The following is a 16,073-nucleotide window of genomic DNA, read 5'->3' on the forward strand; positions in this document are numbered from 1 at the left end:
GAAAATCATGCATTAACTGTTACAGTTCACTTCAATCTGCGGTCATATGTTCGAGTAAACAAACAACTTATAATTAGATGTATACATTTATTTTCTCCAGGTGACAGTTACGGTACTAATTATAGTAGTAAAATAGTTGAGTTAATCGTATTCAGAGGTTCGTCATTAAATATTACATAGCTATTCTCGCTTTCAACCAGCCATATACAAATGATTCATTGGAATCATACTTTTCAACCAGCTCCAGATAATACTGTCCCTGGCTACAATTCAGTGCTCGAAGTAATACATTCTCTCCCTCTTTCCCTCTGCGGATAAGATAAAGACTCAACGCATTTAAGGTTCTGGGGCCAATAACTCCATCCGATATGAGATCCGGATAGAGCATTCCGCGATGATTAAAAGCATTTAGCCACCGTTGAAGCCACTTGCTTGGTAATGACGGTCCCATGTTGACACCAGCATCACACAACTTTTCAGCGATAGTGGCAGATATGTCAGCAACCTGATCGAACCGGGGCGCAATCCAGTAGTCAGCATTGAGAATATCCAGCGCTCGCTGACGCGTCAGCTTTCGCATATCGCCATCATAGCCATGGGCCCGGGCGGTCACCTGAGTAATTCCCCAGTTTGTCGCCCCACCTTTATCATCCGGATGATTTACATAACCGCCCTCCTTATCCAAAATGGTATTAAAAATATCATCTTTGTTCATACATGCCTCATTTATCAATTAAATGTGCAATATTCCCTTTCGCACGAAATACAGCCATAAAAACGAAAAAGTTGACTACAACAACCAACCAGTGGGTCGACTCATATAAGCCGAACAAATAGCGAAACGGTATGCTGGCATAGGTAATCACGAGTAAATATGCTGTACACGATACCCATGGCCGATATCTCCTGAGCTGTGCACGTCGATAAAACATCAAATTCAGGGTAATAAAAGCGCAGAGAACTGAATTAACCAGCGCAGAAAGATTATTTTCCATTCGGACGCTCATTATTATGCCGGGTTAATATTTTGTACAAATCGGTCAGTTCTTGATTATTCAGAAACGTGAGGATCTTAATAATAAGTGCAGATATCAGCACCGCGCCCAGCGCGTCTAATGGCCTTTCACTATACCCTGTCCAGGATGCCAGTTTCGTCCCGATTAACCCGGCTCCCAGGACACCAACAATAAAGGAAGTCATGAAATAAGCGGCCAATCGAAAGCGGGTAATATTTACCGCAGTTGCCACATAAAATACCGCACCAGCAAAAGCCCCAAAAACAACGCCATAATCAATACCTGTTACCAACCCAAACATACCAGCTCCCATTAATCCACCAGCAACAACTAGCGATGTACCGGAAACAGGATCAGACATTTATCCTCCCTTCTTTCACTGTGAGTGATGATGGTGAATACCGAAGTGCAGAATAATTTTTCATACTTACACTACGGTTACCTCGCCGTTATTTTCTTTCTTTTTTGTAAACCAAGTGCATAGATCGCCCGATGGCAAAGATAATCAGCGGATTCTATATATTTATGCCCGAACTCTTGTTGATAAATAATTGCCGCTCGCTCAATTTGGCGTTTGTATTCTTCGCGTTGCCAGATGACATCCTGAGCAATAAATTTTATAGGCGCAGCGTTATCAATAGAGTCCGGCGTATGATGTACTCCTTTGGCCTGAATCTGAGCGCGACCAGGCGTCGGTCGATGCAGGACGTCTGCAGTGAGGGTTTCAGGATTTTGCAAGTGCGCGCGACGTTCACGGCGTCGGCCTGCTGCAGAACCCTTAAACGCGGTTCGACGGGACATAACGGCCTCCTAAATGATCTTTGGTGGTACGGTCATAGCGGAGACATTCGCTTAAGCGAGCCTTATTGAAAACCCCATCCCAAAGTTCATTATTTGAGGAAACTGGCTTTTCAGCCACGTAGATTCATTACTGAATCGTTGTATCTCATCATCAGGATGATTGAGGTAAATCGTGTTGATGAAATAAAGATACCTTAAGGTTATTTAAAAATAAATACCCTTGGGTATATTTTTCTATTAAAACTTGTAATCGCATGAAAAAAAAGGATTTTTATGCGTAACTCATTTGACGGAGAGTCGTAAAGGAGATGGAAGAGTACAAGTGTTGCCTATGCGATAGCCTAAGCAACCCTGATAGCGGAGCCCGTGGAACATTCTCAACAAGGCTTTGACACGACGCATCTGCACGCCTGACGTGCAGATGGCTGCATTTACACGAAGCGTTTAACGCTGTGGCTATAGATAACGCGGCCGATAATTTTCAGATATTGTTCATGGCTTTCGCCAATCGTCCAGTCGGCATATTTGCTGTTATCTGAATGCACAAGCAGGCCATCGGCAGTGAACTGGAGACGTTTTACCAGCACCGCGCCTTTAAATGAGAAGACATAGATGCCGTCACCTTCGAAGTAATCTTTCGATACATCAATAAAGATGTAATCGCCAGTTTCAATCGTGCCTGACATGCTATCGCCGGATACCGTGATCACTTTGATATGCTCTGCGGGCCGGTTACCAAAAAGCCTGAGCGCGCCGACGGAGTCATAGGTGATACTGCTGACGGTTTCATCAACTTCACTTGAGACAATGCAACCGGGTCCGGCGCTGGCTTGTGCATCCAGAACTTCAATAACGTATTGTATCTGTGGTGAATTTTCCACTCGTTCGCTCACGCTATCAATACTCCCGGTAATACCGTCCATCCATCCACGCGGCAGATTGAATGAAGATTCAATAAGTTCGACCATCTCGTCAGCTATCCTTTTCTTTTGCTTCTTACCTTCGGGGTAGAGCATCCGTGAGACATAAGAAGGCTCCCGACCAATGGTTCGGGCCACATCAACGGCTTTTCCGCCACATAAATTATCGCGGATATAGAGCAGGCGTTGCCGCCGGATTTCGTATTTGTCCATAGAAGCGATTTTAACGTCATTTACCATCAGATGGGCAAAATATAGCAAACACTCATAAAATTACCTACAGGTAATTATCATCAATGTCCACGCTTCATCATCTTCCTGGTGCCGAACGGAAATCGGCAACATTGCTACTTATGGAAAAATGGCGCACTCAATTTTGGTGTAGGGTGTCGTCCATACGCGAGTCTCTATGCTCAAGCTGAACTAATTTATCTAACTTATGGATTTTGTAGCGCCTGGAGATCAAAAAAGCCGGGTTCTTTGGCGTCTATACTAAAACAAGCAGTCGCAAACGGGGTAACACAGCGCTCGTCAAAAATGAATTGATAAGAATCCTGTAAGGTTGCGCTGATGTCGGGTTGCAAGAAAAACATAAGCAAATGCTCAGGGAGTGTCCTTGAGCATAAATTTTATATTTATCAAACATTAAGCAATGTGAGTATTGAATATGATCACTATCGACGGTAATGGCGCGGCCGCCTCAGTCGCGTTTCGCACCAGTGAAGTTATCGCCATCTACCCGATTACGCCCAGCTCCACGATGGCGGAGCAGGCGGACGCCTGGGCTGGCAACGGGCTGAAAAACGTCTGGGGCGACGTTCCCCGCGTCGTCGAAATGCAGTCAGAAGCCGGGGCAATTGGTGCCGTACACGGGGCGCTGCAAACCGGCGCCCTCTCGACCTCTTTTACTTCATCGCAGGGTTTACTGCTGATGATCCCGACGCTGTACAAACTGGCAGGCCAACTGATGCCGTTTGTTCTGCACGTCGCTGCCCGTACCGTGGCAACCCACGCGCTCTCTATCTTCGGCGATCACTCTGATGTAATGGCTGTGCGCCAGACCGGCTGCGCGATGCTCTGCGCCAGCAGCGTCCAGGAAGCGCAGGATTTTGCCCTGATTTCGCATATCGCCACGCTGCAAAGCCGGGTGCCATTTATTCATTTCTTCGATGGTTTTCGCACCTCGCACGAAATCAATAAAATCGCCCCGCTGGCCGACGATACCCTTCGTAGCCTGCTGCCGCAGGATAAAATTGACGAACATCGCCAGCGCGCGCTGAATCCGGAACATCCGGTGATCCGCGGTACCTCCGCTAACCCGGATACTTACTTCCAGTCCCGCGAAGCAACTAACCCGTGGTACGACGCGGTTTACGATCATGTCGAAACCGCCATGAACGATTTCGCCGCCACCACCGGACGCCAGTACAAGCCGTTTGAGTTCTACGGCCATCCGCAGGCAGAACGCGTCATTGTGATCATGGGCTCGGCCATTGGTACCTGTGAAGAAGTGGTTGAAGAACTGCTGAGCCGCGGCGAAAAAGTCGGCGTGCTGAAAGTTCGTCTTTACCGCCCCTTCTCTGCCGCTCATCTGTTGGAAGTCCTGCCGGAAAGCGCCCGCGCCGTGGCGGTACTGGACCGCACTAAGGAGCCTGGGGCTCAGGCGGAACCGCTGTATCTCGACGTGATGACCGCCCTGGCGGAAGCCTTTAACCGCGGCGAGCGCGAAACTCTGCCGCGCACCATCGGCGGTCGTTATGGACTGTCCTCCAAAGAGTTCGGCCCAGAGTGCGTACTGGCGATCTTCAACGAACTGAGCGCCGCCAAACCGAAACCGCGCTTCACCGTCGGCATCTACGACGATGTCACCAACCTTTCCCTGCCGCTGGTGGAAAATACCCTGCCGTCGGAAGCCAAGCTGGAAGCGTTGTTCTACGGTCTCGGCAGCGACGGCAGCGTCTCGGCCACCAAAAATAATATCAAGATTATCGGCAACTCAACGCCGTGGTTCTCGCAGGGCTATTTCGTCTATGACTCAAAAAAGGCCGGCGGCCTGACGGTTTCACACCTGCGCGTTAGCGAGAAGCCGATTCGTTCTTCTTATCTGATTTCACAGGCGGACTTCGTCGGCTGTCATCAGCTCCAGTTTATCGACAAGTATCAGATGGTCGAGCGTCTGAAGCCTGGCGGCATTTTCCTGCTCAACACACCTTACAGCGCTGATGAAGCCTGGTCTCGTCTGCCGCAGGAAGTGCAGGCGACGTTGAATCAGAAAAAAGCACGGTTCTATATTGTCAATGCGGCAAAAATCGCCCGCGAATGCAGCCTCGGCGCGCGTATTAACACCGTTATGCAGATGGCGTTTTTCCATCTGACGCAAATTCTGCCGGGCGATAGCGCGCTGGCGGAATTGCAGGGCGCTATCGCCAAAAGCTACAGCAGCAAAGGTCAGGAACTGGTCGAACGCAACTGGCAGGCGCTGGCGATGGCCCGCGAGTCGCTGGCGGAAGTGCCGTTGCAGCCAGTCGATGGCAACAGCCCGAATCGCCCGCCGGTGGTGTCCGATGCCGCGCCAGACTTTGTCAAAACGGTGACCGCCGCGATGCTGGCCGGACTCGGCGATGCGCTGCCGGTTTCCGCTCTACCACCGGATGGCACCTGGCCGATGGGCACTACCCGTTGGGAAAAACGCAACATCGCCGAAGAGATCCCGATCTGGAAAGAGGAGCTTTGTACTCAGTGTAACCACTGCGTCGCCGCCTGCCCACACTCGGCTATTCGCGCTAAAGTTATCTCCCCGGAAGCGATGGAAAACGCTCCGGCCAGCCTGCACTCTCTGGATGTGAAGTCCCGCGATATGCGCGGGCAGAAATATGTATTGCAGGTGGCGCCGGAAGATTGCACCGGTTGTAATCTCTGCGTCGAAGTGTGCCCGGCAAAAGACCGGCAAAACCCGGAAATCAAGGCCATCAATATGATGTCGCGCCTTGAGCATGTTGAAGAAGAGAAAGTGAATTATGACTACTTCCTCAACCTGCCGGAAATTGACCGCAGCAAGCTGGAACGTATTGATATCCGAACGTCACAGCTGATTAGCCCGCTGTTCGAATACTCCGGGGCCTGCTCCGGCTGCGGCGAAACGCCGTATATCAAACTGCTGACTCAGCTGTACGGCGATCGGATGTTAATCGCCAACGCTACGGGCTGTTCATCTATCTATGGCGGCAACCTGCCCTCCACACCGTACACCACCGATGCCAACGGTCGCGGCCCAGCGTGGGCCAACTCGTTGTTCGAGGATAACGCCGAATTTGGCTTAGGCTTCCGCCTTACCGTCGATCAGCATCGTCAGCGCGTGATGCGTCTGCTATCAGAGTTTTCCGGTAAGCTTCCGGCGGAGCTGAACGACGCGCTGCATGCAGAAGCAACGCCTGAGGTGCGCCGTGAACAGGTTGCCGAACTGCGTAAGGTTCTGGCAAATGAAGCGGGAGCGAAGGAGCTGTTAACCGACGCCGATGCGCTGGTGGAGAAATCAATCTGGCTGATTGGTGGCGACGGCTGGGCCTATGATATCGGCTTTGGCGGTCTCGACCACGTGCTGAGCCTGACCGAAAACGTCAATATTCTGGTGCTCGATACCCAATGCTACTCCAATACCGGCGGCCAGGCCTCGAAGGCTACCCCACTGGGCGCGGTCACTAAGTTTGGTGAGCACGGCAAGCGCAAAGCGCGTAAAGATCTCGGCGTGAGCATGATGATGTACGGCCATGTGTACGTCGCACAGATTTCTCTGGGTGCCCAGCTTAACCAGACGGTAAAAGCGATTCAGGAAGCAGAGGCTTATCCGGGACCGTCGCTGATTATCGCCTACAGTCCTTGCGAGGAGCATGGTTACGATTTGGCCCTGAGCCACGATCAGATGCGTCAACTGACCGCTACCGGATTCTGGCCGCTGTACCGCTTCGACCCGCGTCGCGCCGATGAAGGCAAACTCCCGCTGGCGCTGGATTCTCGGCCACCGTCAGACGCGTTAGCAGAAACGTTGCTTAACGAGCAGCGCTTCCGTCGCCTGAATGCACAGCAGCCGGAAGTGGCGGAGCAGTTGTGGAAGGATGCAACGAAAGATCTGCAAAAACGCTACGACTTCCTCGCGCAGTTGGCCGGTAAGGCGGAAAAACCAGCGACTGAAAGTTAAACCGCGGACGTTTTTTCAGCATATAAAAAAAGCCCGAATATCAATTCGGGCTTGTCATTTAACCGACCAATAAAAGCCATTCTCAGGAACGGACGGCAGCAAAAAAAATTTTGGATAACAATAAAGGCATATAACGGGCGGATAATACGACATTAATATTGATGTGTATAATTTTTATTTTATATATTTCCCATCAAAACATTCACTATAATTATCATCATTTCATTCGTATTATTTGTTTTAGATTTTACTTATATCGTAACAATTGATACTTACCATATATTAATTCGCTCCTTTAGCATGAGTTCACTTCCCTTGAGGAAGCTAAAACAAAAACAGCTAAAGGATTGTCTAAATGAAAAGAAAAGTACTGGCCCTCGTTATCCCGGCATTATTAGCTGCTGGCGCGGCTCATTCCGCTGAGATTTATAATAAAGACGGAAATAAACTGGACCTCTACGGCAAGGTAGACGGTCTGCATTATTTCTCTGATGACTCTTCTAAAAATGGCGATCAGTCTTACGTTCGTCTTGGCTTCAAAGGCGAAACCCAGATTAACGATCAACTGACCGGTTACGGCCAGTGGGAATACAACGTCCAGGCGAACAACACCGAAGGGACTGACAACCAGTCCTGGACCCGTCTGGCGTTTGCTGGTCTGAAATTCGCTAACTACGGTTCATTCGATTACGGCCGTAACTATGGCGTGCTGTACGACGTAGAAGGTTGGACCGATATGCTGCCAGAGTTCGGTGGCGACTCCTACTCTCAGGCTGACAACTTCATGGCTGGCCGCGCCAACGGCGTAGCAACCTACCGTAACAATGACTTCTTCGGTCTGGTTAACGGTCTGAACTTTGCCCTGCAGTATCAGGGTAAAAACGAAAACGCCGGTAGCGGCGAAGGCACCAACAACGGCGACCGCAGCGTGCGCAACGCAAATGGCGACGGCTTTGGTCTGTCTACTTCTTATGATTTCGGTATGGGTATCAGCGCCGCTGCCGCTTACACCTCTTCTGACCGTACCAACGATCAGATGACCCAGACCACTGCTGGTGGCGACAAAGCTGAAGCATGGACGACTGGCCTGAAATATGATGCCAACAACATCTATCTAGCAACCATGTATTCAGAAACTCGCAACATGACTCCGTACGGCAACGGTAACGGCGTCGCGAACAAAACGCAGAACTTTGAAGTGACCGCTCAGTATCAGTTCGACTTCGGTCTGCGCCCGGCTGTTTCTTTCCTGATGTCTAAAGGTAAAGACCTGAGCAATACCGATGGCGACAAAGACCTGGTGAAATATGCTGATGTCGGCGCAACCTATTACTTCAACCGTAATATGTCTACCTACGTTGATTACAAAATCAACCTGCTGGATGAAGACGATAGCTTCTATTCTAACAACGGCATCTCTACTGATGACGTTGTAGCATTGGGCCTGGTTTACCAGTTCTAATGTTAAGGCCCGCTGGTAACGGCGGGCTCTCTCCTTCTCTTGCCCCTCCAACAGCCTCAGTCAAATCAAAACAATATATCTAATGCCTTAAAATAGTCGTCCGATGAATGATATATTGCTATCAAGAACTGCCGTAGCCGTAGAGGACGCCCGTTATGAATCATCAGCCCGTAAAATCTTCCCGAATCACCTCCGTCGCCTACGACGAGTCCTCTGGCATTCTTGAAATACGCTTTCGCGATAACCAAACGCTGCAGTATATCGGTGTCCCGTCGCGTATTTACCGTAATTTCCTGCAAGTTGTTTCTAAAGGTCGTTTTTACGATGGCGTCATCAAAGGTAAATTTACCGAACGCCGCTGCGCCTGATAGTAAAAGTGTGATTGTGGTCAATGTACAATAATCGCCCGGATGGCCTACACTTTTAGTGGTTACTTAAACAGGAGGTTTTATGAACAGAATGATTCTTGTGCCCATCGATATTTCCGATACAGAATTAACTGACCGCGTTATCAAGCATGTTGAAGCAGAAGCCAGAATCGATGATGCCGAGGTGCATTTCCTGACCGTCATTCCCTCCCTGCCCTATTACGCTTCGCTGGGAATGGCCTACACCGCTGAGCTACCTGCGATGGATGACCTGAAAGCGGAATCTGAATCGCGGCTGAAGGAAATTGTGAGTAAGTTTAATATCCCGGAAGACCGCATCCATTTCCACATTACGGAAGGTTCGCCGAAGGATAAAATCCTCGCAATGGCGAAATCGCTACCCGCAGACCTGGTGATTATTTCATCGCATCGCCCGGATATTACTACCTATCTGCTGGGTTCTAACGCTGCCGCTGTCGTGCGCCACGCCGAGTGTTCGGTGCTGGTCGTGCGTTAACCCTCTTAGCCCGCCATTGTGCGGGCTTTTTGTCTTTATTTCACACCCTAAGCCGTGAATTATCGTTATATACCCGTCATACTTCAAGTTGCTTATGTGTTGGCTACGTGCGCTCACCCCAGTCACATAGTTATCTATGCTCCTGGGGACTCCCTCCCTTGCCGCCTTTAAGCAACTCGAATTATTTAGGGTATATATCGGCTGATATTATGACTATTTTTAACGTGCTATTAAATTTAGTAAGTTGTTACTTTCTCTTTTTGCTGTATAAAATCCCTCTCCCACTGGGGGTTTGTTATACAACAATTATAGGGATGATATGAAAAAGTTAATGATGGTAGTTTTAGCCGCAGCCGCTATTTCTGGCTGCGCCCAGCAGAGCTTTACGGTAAATCCTGGCGTTACCATTCAGCCTCAGCAGGTCACCACCCACCACTTCTTTGTTAGCGGAATTGGCCAGGCCAAACAAATCGACGCAGCTAAAGTGTGCGGCGGCGCGGACAAAGTCGTCCGTACCGAAGTTCAACAGACTTTTGTTAATGGCCTGCTGGGTTTCGTGACTCTGGGTATTTATACCCCGCGTGAAGCGCGCGTCTATTGCGCTAAATAATCGCCTGCGGCAGGGATCGTCTGATGCCTGCCGGTTTTACCTATGCCACAAAGCCCTTCTATATTTACTCCCGGCGGATTAAATTGCCTTAAATGTGCTGACATATTCCTCGCTAATCCGTACCATACACGCCACACTTTTTACTCATCATCATTCAGGTTGTAGACGCGCTGGCGATGTTCATTTCGCCCTCAAGCCGCCCTGGCTTACCGCCTTTCTACAACCTAAATGCAAATGAGTAGATGTTAGACCGAATTCATCGTTATCCTCAGCCAACCGCTGTCAGGGTACGTATGCCACACTATGAATTGAGCCACTATTAAATGCTGCAAAATCAAGAAATTAGCAAGAAAGAAAAATACAACATCGACAAGCTGCAAAAGCGCCTGCGTCGCAACGTCGGTGAGGCAATCGCCGATTTCAATATGATTGAGGAAGGCGACCGTATTATGGTCTGCCTTTCCGGTGGCAAAGACAGCTACACCATGCTGGAAATCTTGCGTAATTTGCAAAGAAGCGCGCCGATTTCCTTCTCGCTGGTCGCGGTAAACCTCGATCAAAAACAGCCGGGCTTCCCAGCGCATATCCTGCCGGAATATCTTGAGCAGTTGGGTGTTGAATACAAAATTGTTGAAGAGAACACCTACGGCATCGTTAAAGAAAAAATCCCGGAAGGCAAAACCACCTGCTCGCTGTGCTCTCGTCTGCGCCGCGGTATCCTTTATCGTACTGCCACGGAGCTGGGCGCGACCAAAATCGCCCTGGGCCACCACCGCGACGACATCTTACAAACGCTGTTCCTCAATATGTTCTACGGTGGGAAGATGAAAGGCATGCCGCCGAAGCTGATGAGCGATGATGGCAAGCATATCGTTATCCGCCCGCTGGCCTACTGCCGCGAAAAAGATATCGAGCGCTTCTCTCAGGCGAAAGAGTTCCCGATCATTCCGTGTAACCTGTGCGGTTCACAGCCTAACCTTCAGCGTCAGGTGATTGGTGATATGCTACGCGACTGGGATAAACGCTATCCGGGACGCATCGAAACGATGTTCAGCGCGATGCAAAACGTGGTGCCATCTCACCTCAGCGATACCAACCTTTTCGACTTTAAAGGGATTAACCACGGTTCGGCGGTGGTTGACGGCGGCGATCTGGCATTCGATCGCGAAGAGATCCCGATGCAGCCTGCGGGCTGGCAACCGGAAGAAGACGAAGCACAGCTAGATGAACTGCGTCTGAACGTGGTGGAAGTTAAATAATGACGAGCGTCTCAGGCCGCAGCCTGAGACGCGTTTTTAACGCTTATTTCAGCAGACGAACCCGGCAGGCTTTACCTTTGATTTTACCGTTTTGCAGTTGCTTAAACGCCTTATGCGCCACGCCCTGACGAACGGCAACGTAAACATGCGCCGGATGGACGTTGATTTTACCGATGTCCGCACCATCAAGACCGATATCACCAGTTAACGCTCCCAACACATCGCCCGCGCGCATCTTGGCCTTTTTGCCACCATCAATACATAACGTCGCCATTTCCGCCTGTAGCGGCACAATATTGCTAGTTGCCGGACCGTTCATCCAGTTCAGCTTTATTTGCAGCATTTCCGCGAGAATATTCGCGCGCTGCGCCTCTTCCGGCGCGCAGAGGCTGATTGCCAGGCCACTTTCACCGGCACGGGCAGTACGACCAATGCGATGCACGTGAACTTCCGGGTCCCAGGCCAGTTCGTAGTTCACCACCAGCTCCAGCGACTTGATATCTAATCCGCGAGCGGCAACATCTGTCGCCACCAGCACGCGCGAGCTGCCGTTGGCAAAACGCACCAGCGTCTGGTCACGATCGCGCTGTTCAAGATCGCCATGCAGCGACAATGCACTTTGTCCGGCAGCGTTCAGGGAATCGCAAACAGCCTGACAATCTTTTTTAGTGTTACAGAACACCACGCATGAGGCGGGCTGATGCTGACTCAGTAGCTTTTGCAGCAGCGCGATTTTACCGTGTTGCGAAGTTTCGAAGAACTGTTGTTCGATAGCCGGAATGGCATCAACGGCATCAATTTCAATGGTCTGCGGATTGTTCTGCACACGACCGCTAATCGCCGCGATAGCTTGCGGCCAGGTGGCAGAAAACAGCAACGTCTGGCGCGAAGCCGGAGCAAAGCGGATCACTTCGTCAATAGCGTCGCTAAACCCCATATCCAGCATGCGGTCTGCCTCATCCATCACCAGGGTTTGCAGGGCATCCAGCGACACGGTGCCTTTTTGCAGGTGATCGAGTAAACGCCCCGGAGTGGCAACGATAATATGCGGCGCATGCTGTAGCGAATCACGCTGCGCGCCAAAAGGCTGTCCGCCGCACAAGGTTAAAATTTTAATATTTGGCAGGAAGCGTGCCAGACGGCGCAGTTCACCTGCAACCTGATCCGCCAGTTCACGCGTCGGGCACAGCACCAACGACTGCGTCAGGAACAGCGACGCATCAACGTGCTGGAGTAATCCGAGGCCAAATGCCGCCGTTTTACCGCTGCCGGTTTTCGCCTGCACGCGCACATCTTTACCGGCCAAAATCGCGGGCAAAGCCGCCGCCTGAACCGGAGTCATCGAGAGATATCCCAGTTCATTCAGGTTATCTAGCTGGGCGGCGGGCAAAACATTCAGAGTAGAAAAAGCGGTCACAATTATTTCTCGCATTACATTAAAGGGCGGACAATCTGCTGGCGCGTATCCTCGCAGATCTCCGCTTGCGATGCGACAATTTAATCGGTTCATCGTCAGGCGGAGGATCAGGTAACGGATGCGGTCGCGGTCTGGGATCGGGCACCGGAACCGGATCGTTAGGTTCAGGTGAGCCAGGTATTGAGTTCAGTGGCTGATAACGCATATTGACTCCCGGTTATGGGCGGGTACACCAATTAAGCGTAGAAGCTGACAAACAGAGCGCAAAAAAAAGCCGACTCATTAAAGTCGGCGTCGTACGAATCAATTGTGCTATGCAGTAATTCAAAAAAGGAAGTAAGACAATATGGAGCGCAACGCCCATCGCTTGACGTTGCATTCACCTGCGAGAGAGATATTGCCCTGAATGGGTAGGTGATTTATTGATTTCGCTCAAACATTGCCGGGTTTTCACCATCATCATTATGAAAAAAGGCGATTCTTTACAGCCATTTACTACGATGCAACCACCATGTAACACCACCAATGAGAACAACTAACATTATGCAAAAAATAGAAAAACCCATATGCCAGCTGTTGCCTGGAATACCGCCGAGGTTGACGCCAAACAGCCCGGTTAAAAAGGTGCTGGGTAGAAAGACCATCGCCATCAGCGACATCGTGTAGGTTCTGCGCGATAGCGACTCCTGCATAATCTGCGCTATCTCATCGCTCATAATCGCCGTGCGAGCAATGCAGCTATCAATCTCATCAAGCCCGCGTCCCAGGCGCTCGGCAATATCCTGCATCCGCCGCCGCTGGTCATCGGTTAGCCACGGCAGACGTTCGCTGGCAAGCCTTGCATAGACATCCCGCTGCGGTGCCATATAGCGGCGCATGACGATAAGCTGTTTACGCAACAGCGCCAGAAAACCGCGCGGCGGCACCTGCTGATCCAGGAGGTCATCTTCCAGATCGATAATGCGGTCGTGAAGCTGCTCGATAAACTCGCTCGCGTGATCGGTCAGAGCATCGCAAACGTCTACCAGCCAGCTGCCGCCGTCTGTCGGACCATTACCCTCACGTAAATCGCCAAGCACATCGTCCAGCGCCAGGACTTTACGCTGCCGGGTCGAGACGATTAAACGCTCATCCATATAAAGGCGCATTGCCACCAGCTGGTCTGGCCGCTCATCGGTACTGCCGTTGATACAACGCAGCGTGATCAGCGCCCCATCACCAATCCGCGTAACCCGGGGACGAGTGCTCTCCCCGGATAGCGCATCACGTACGTTATTGGGCAGCAGCGGCGTTGAGGCCAGCCATTCCGCACTATCAACATGGGTATAATTGAGATGCAGCCAGCAAGGATGCTCTTTATCGATGGTGTCGCTGTCGGCCAGCGGTTTAACGCCGCCCTGCCCGTCGAATACCCATGCAAAAACGGCATCCGGCACGTTCAGTTCCGATCCCTTAATGGCGTCCACTGGACCTCCGTAAACTCATGCACATTTCCGTAGTCTAGCCTTACACTACGGTTACGCAAGAGTTAATCAAGGCATGCTGCTGAATTCGCTGGTAAAACGGAGGGGAGAAATAAATATCCTCCGGCATAGCCGGAGGTTTTTCATATGCGCCTATAAGGCTCTGTTGCCAGCCGCGCCCTAACAGGCGCATCGCGATCTGACATTTGCATTTATGGATTACTTACGGCCCGTAAACGGGCTGCCCGGATAGGGGATCGAGAGTTGCTCACCCATTTTATCCTCTTCCAACTGGTGCTTTATGTATTCTTGTATCCTGGCTGTATTTTTCCCAACCGTATCAACGTAATACCCTCGGCACCAGAATTCCCTGTTACGGTATTTGAACTTCAAATCGCCAAACTGCTCATAAAGCATCAGGCTGCTCTTTCCCTTCAGGTATCCCATAAAGCCCGACACACTCATTTTGGGCGGGATTTCCAAAAGCATATGGATGTGATCCACACAGCATTCTGCTTCCAAAATATTCACGTTTTTCCATTCGCACAGCTTTCTTAAGATACTGCCTATCGCTTTGCGCTTTTCCCCGTAGAACACCTTTCTTCGGTACTTCGGCGCAAAAACTATGTGATATTTACAGTTCCATCGCGTGTGCGCTAAGCTCTTTTCGTCCCTCATTGGGACCCCCTTTTGATTTCTTGTTGAACGTTTGCAGTTGCCAGACCGCAAACTGTTTTAACAAATCAAAAGGGGTTTTTATAACTGGCTCAAAGCTGAAAGCTTTACAGAACCTCCAGCCTAGCTGGAGGTTTTCTGTGCACAAAAAAGAACCCGCCGTCGGCGGGTTGTGGATGTGCTTTGCGATACTGTGGGAGACGGCATTTCGCCGACGTGATGGAAATATACAGGGCTTGCCCCAGCGCGGCGAACCTGCGTGGTTACGCACAGCGCGTTAATGCCAACTTTGAACAGCACCAGGCCAATGAAGCAATGATCGAGACATACAACCGTATTGAAACCGGCAAGCTGGAAATCACCGATGTACGCGTGGAGAAACTGAAGCACATTCCACGCTCCGGAATTATTGTCGAAGGCTACTCGGCCGCGCGGGAGGCAACAGGCGGACAGTACGATCCGTTCCTGTGGTATCGGAAATTGTGGGTATCGACTTAGTTCGTATTTAATACATTACTTAAATAAAGGTTAAACGAGGCTTTCGTTTGAGAATTTTCGTCTATTACATTTGTGTTAGTCTGCACAAGGAATATCTACATTATTATATACAACGCATGGCCTGATTCCACTTATCGCCTCCGTTAAAAATGGAGGATCACCGAGGTAATAAATTATGAAAAAAGAAATCCCCTCACAAAAAGAATTGCATAGCTTGTTAGGTAAGGAGCGGTTTGAAACATGGAATGCCGTATGTTCTGCCATTGATTCCATGTATGAAATGGATAAACTCTGGAACGATGGTGGTAATAAATGGGACTATGAATACAAATATCGCAGGGGTGGTAAAACTCTGTGCGCCCTTTATGCACGCGATAATTGCTTTGGGGTTCTGATTATTTTCGGCAAGGATGAAAGAGCTAAGTTTGAGGCATCACACAGCCAGTATTCTGATGCGGTTCAGAGCATTTACAATGCGGCGACAACCTACCATGATGGAAAGTGGATGATGGTCGAAATGAAAGACGATTTATTGCTTGATGAAGTAATGAACTTATTGAGAATAAAGAGAAAACCTAACAAGAAGCAATCATAAGGCTTAGTTGGTTTCAGCGTCAGTAACCTAATGAAAAAATAAATCGGCAAAGCGTCGAGCCGGGCTGAAATATCGCAATGCTTATCAGTCGCGTCACACATACGCATGCTGGCCATTAACCGCCGAGCCCACCCAAACTTTGTAGCAAGCCAAATGGGGCATGCTAATTTAAAATCAAAGAATACCCAGTCTGTGGCTGAACCCGGCCTATACAGAAATGAGGACTGAACACCCTGCGCCCGTCAACGGGACGGTTCTTGCGATACTATCGCTGCTG

Annotated in this window: 17 protein-coding genes and 1 pseudogene; 9 read left to right on the top strand and 9 right to left on the bottom strand. The window is 50.1% G+C overall.

Annotated elements, in window-relative coordinates; genetic code table 11:
* Window positions 1-172: 172 nt before the first annotated feature.
* The 5 genes from HV213_RS15955 to HV213_RS15975 form a co-directional block, all read right to left on the bottom strand.
* Window positions 173-715 (bottom strand): glycoside hydrolase family 108 protein, encoded by a 543-nt coding sequence (locus tag HV213_RS15955; protein WP_181482455.1) that lies wholly within the window; start codon window positions 713-715, stop codon window positions 173-175.
* A 7-nt stretch (window positions 716-722) separates the two neighbouring features.
* The gene (locus HV213_RS15960; protein WP_181482456.1) at window positions 723-995 is read right to left on the bottom strand and encodes a phage holin family protein; all 273 of its coding nucleotides are present in this window, start codon (window positions 993-995) and stop codon (window positions 723-725) included.
* Entirely contained in the window at window positions 985-1,377 is a 393-nt protein-coding gene (locus tag HV213_RS15965; protein WP_139538035.1) for a phage holin family protein, read from the bottom strand. Before HV213_RS15965 ends, HV213_RS15960 begins: the two co-directional genes overlap by 11 nt.
* Before the next feature lie 77 nt (window positions 1,378-1,454).
* Window positions 1,455-1,817: a transcriptional antitermination N peptide gene (locus HV213_RS15970; RefSeq protein ID WP_181482457.1), complete on the bottom strand. Its 363-nt coding sequence runs from the start codon at window positions 1,815-1,817 to the stop codon at window positions 1,455-1,457.
* Between the two features lie 431 nt (window positions 1,818-2,248).
* Window positions 2,249-2,950 (bottom strand): S24 family peptidase, encoded by a 702-nt coding sequence (locus tag HV213_RS15975; protein ID WP_181482458.1) that lies wholly within the window; start codon window positions 2,948-2,950, stop codon window positions 2,249-2,251.
* Window positions 2,951-3,404: 454 nt separating this feature from the next.
* Between HV213_RS15975 and nifJ the strand changes: the two genes are divergently transcribed.
* From nifJ to ttcA, 6 genes are all read left to right on the top strand, one after another.
* Window positions 3,405-6,932, top strand: coding sequence for a pyruvate:ferredoxin (flavodoxin) oxidoreductase (gene nifJ / locus HV213_RS15980; protein ID WP_181486432.1), 3,528 nt, complete (start codon window positions 3,405-3,407; stop codon window positions 6,930-6,932).
* A 355-nt stretch (window positions 6,933-7,287) separates the two neighbouring features.
* Entirely contained in the window at window positions 7,288-8,394 is a 1,107-nt protein-coding gene (gene ompC, locus HV213_RS15985; RefSeq protein WP_181482459.1) for a porin OmpC, read from the top strand.
* A 155-nt stretch (window positions 8,395-8,549) separates the two neighbouring features.
* The gene (locus tag HV213_RS15990) at window positions 8,550-8,762 is read left to right on the top strand and encodes a KTSC domain-containing protein (protein WP_181482460.1); all 213 of its coding nucleotides are present in this window, start codon (window positions 8,550-8,552) and stop codon (window positions 8,760-8,762) included.
* Window positions 8,763-8,844: 82 nt separating this feature from the next.
* Window positions 8,845-9,279 carry a universal stress protein UspF gene (gene uspF, locus HV213_RS15995; RefSeq protein ID WP_110273437.1) on the top strand — a complete coding sequence of 145 codons (435 nt, stop codon included), beginning with the start codon at window positions 8,845-8,847 and terminating at the stop codon, window positions 9,277-9,279.
* 319 nt (window positions 9,280-9,598) lie between these two features.
* Window positions 9,599-9,889, top strand: coding sequence for a Bor family protein (locus HV213_RS16000; protein ID WP_181482461.1), 291 nt, complete (start codon window positions 9,599-9,601; stop codon window positions 9,887-9,889).
* 323 nt (window positions 9,890-10,212) lie between these two features.
* Window positions 10,213-11,148 (top strand): tRNA 2-thiocytidine(32) synthetase TtcA, encoded by a 936-nt coding sequence (ttcA, locus tag HV213_RS16005; RefSeq protein ID WP_112215673.1) that lies wholly within the window; start codon window positions 10,213-10,215, stop codon window positions 11,146-11,148.
* Between the two features lie 43 nt (window positions 11,149-11,191).
* Here the strand turns inward: ttcA and dbpA are convergent, their stop codons facing one another.
* From dbpA to tnpA, 4 genes are all read right to left on the bottom strand, one after another.
* Window positions 11,192-12,565: an ATP-dependent RNA helicase DbpA gene (gene dbpA / locus HV213_RS16010; RefSeq protein WP_181482462.1), complete on the bottom strand. Its 1,374-nt coding sequence runs from the start codon at window positions 12,563-12,565 to the stop codon at window positions 11,192-11,194.
* A gap of 19 nt (window positions 12,566-12,584) precedes the next feature.
* Window positions 12,585-12,770, bottom strand: a complete 186-nt coding sequence (ynaL, locus tag HV213_RS33590; RefSeq protein WP_275944289.1) for a proline-rich small protein YnaL — start codon at window positions 12,768-12,770, stop codon at window positions 12,585-12,587.
* 277 nt (window positions 12,771-13,047) lie between these two features.
* The gene (zntB, locus tag HV213_RS16015) at window positions 13,048-14,031 is read right to left on the bottom strand and encodes a zinc transporter ZntB (protein WP_110273443.1); all 984 of its coding nucleotides are present in this window, start codon (window positions 14,029-14,031) and stop codon (window positions 13,048-13,050) included.
* A gap of 216 nt (window positions 14,032-14,247) precedes the next feature.
* The gene (gene tnpA, locus HV213_RS16020) at window positions 14,248-14,706 is read right to left on the bottom strand and encodes an IS200/IS605-like element IS1541B family transposase (protein ID WP_141132629.1); all 459 of its coding nucleotides are present in this window, start codon (window positions 14,704-14,706) and stop codon (window positions 14,248-14,250) included.
* A 213-nt stretch (window positions 14,707-14,919) separates the two neighbouring features.
* On the opposite strand from tnpA, the gene HV213_RS16025 reads away from it, so the two are divergent.
* The 3 genes and pseudogenes from HV213_RS16025 to HV213_RS33275 form a co-directional block, all read left to right on the top strand.
* Window positions 14,920-15,201, top strand: coding sequence for a hypothetical protein (locus tag HV213_RS16025; RefSeq protein WP_181482463.1), 282 nt, complete (start codon window positions 14,920-14,922; stop codon window positions 15,199-15,201).
* A gap of 175 nt (window positions 15,202-15,376) precedes the next feature.
* Window positions 15,377-15,796 (top strand): DUF3788 domain-containing protein, encoded by a 420-nt coding sequence (locus HV213_RS16030; protein ID WP_181482464.1) that lies wholly within the window; start codon window positions 15,377-15,379, stop codon window positions 15,794-15,796.
* Window positions 15,797-15,839: 43 nt separating this feature from the next.
* Window positions 15,840-15,964, top strand: a pseudogene (locus HV213_RS33275) (hypothetical protein); the annotation flags it as partial.
* Window positions 15,965-16,073 lie beyond the last annotated feature (109 nt).

The organism is Klebsiella sp. RHBSTW-00484 (assembly GCF_013705725.1).
Lineage (GTDB): Bacteria > Pseudomonadota > Gammaproteobacteria > Enterobacterales > Enterobacteriaceae > Klebsiella.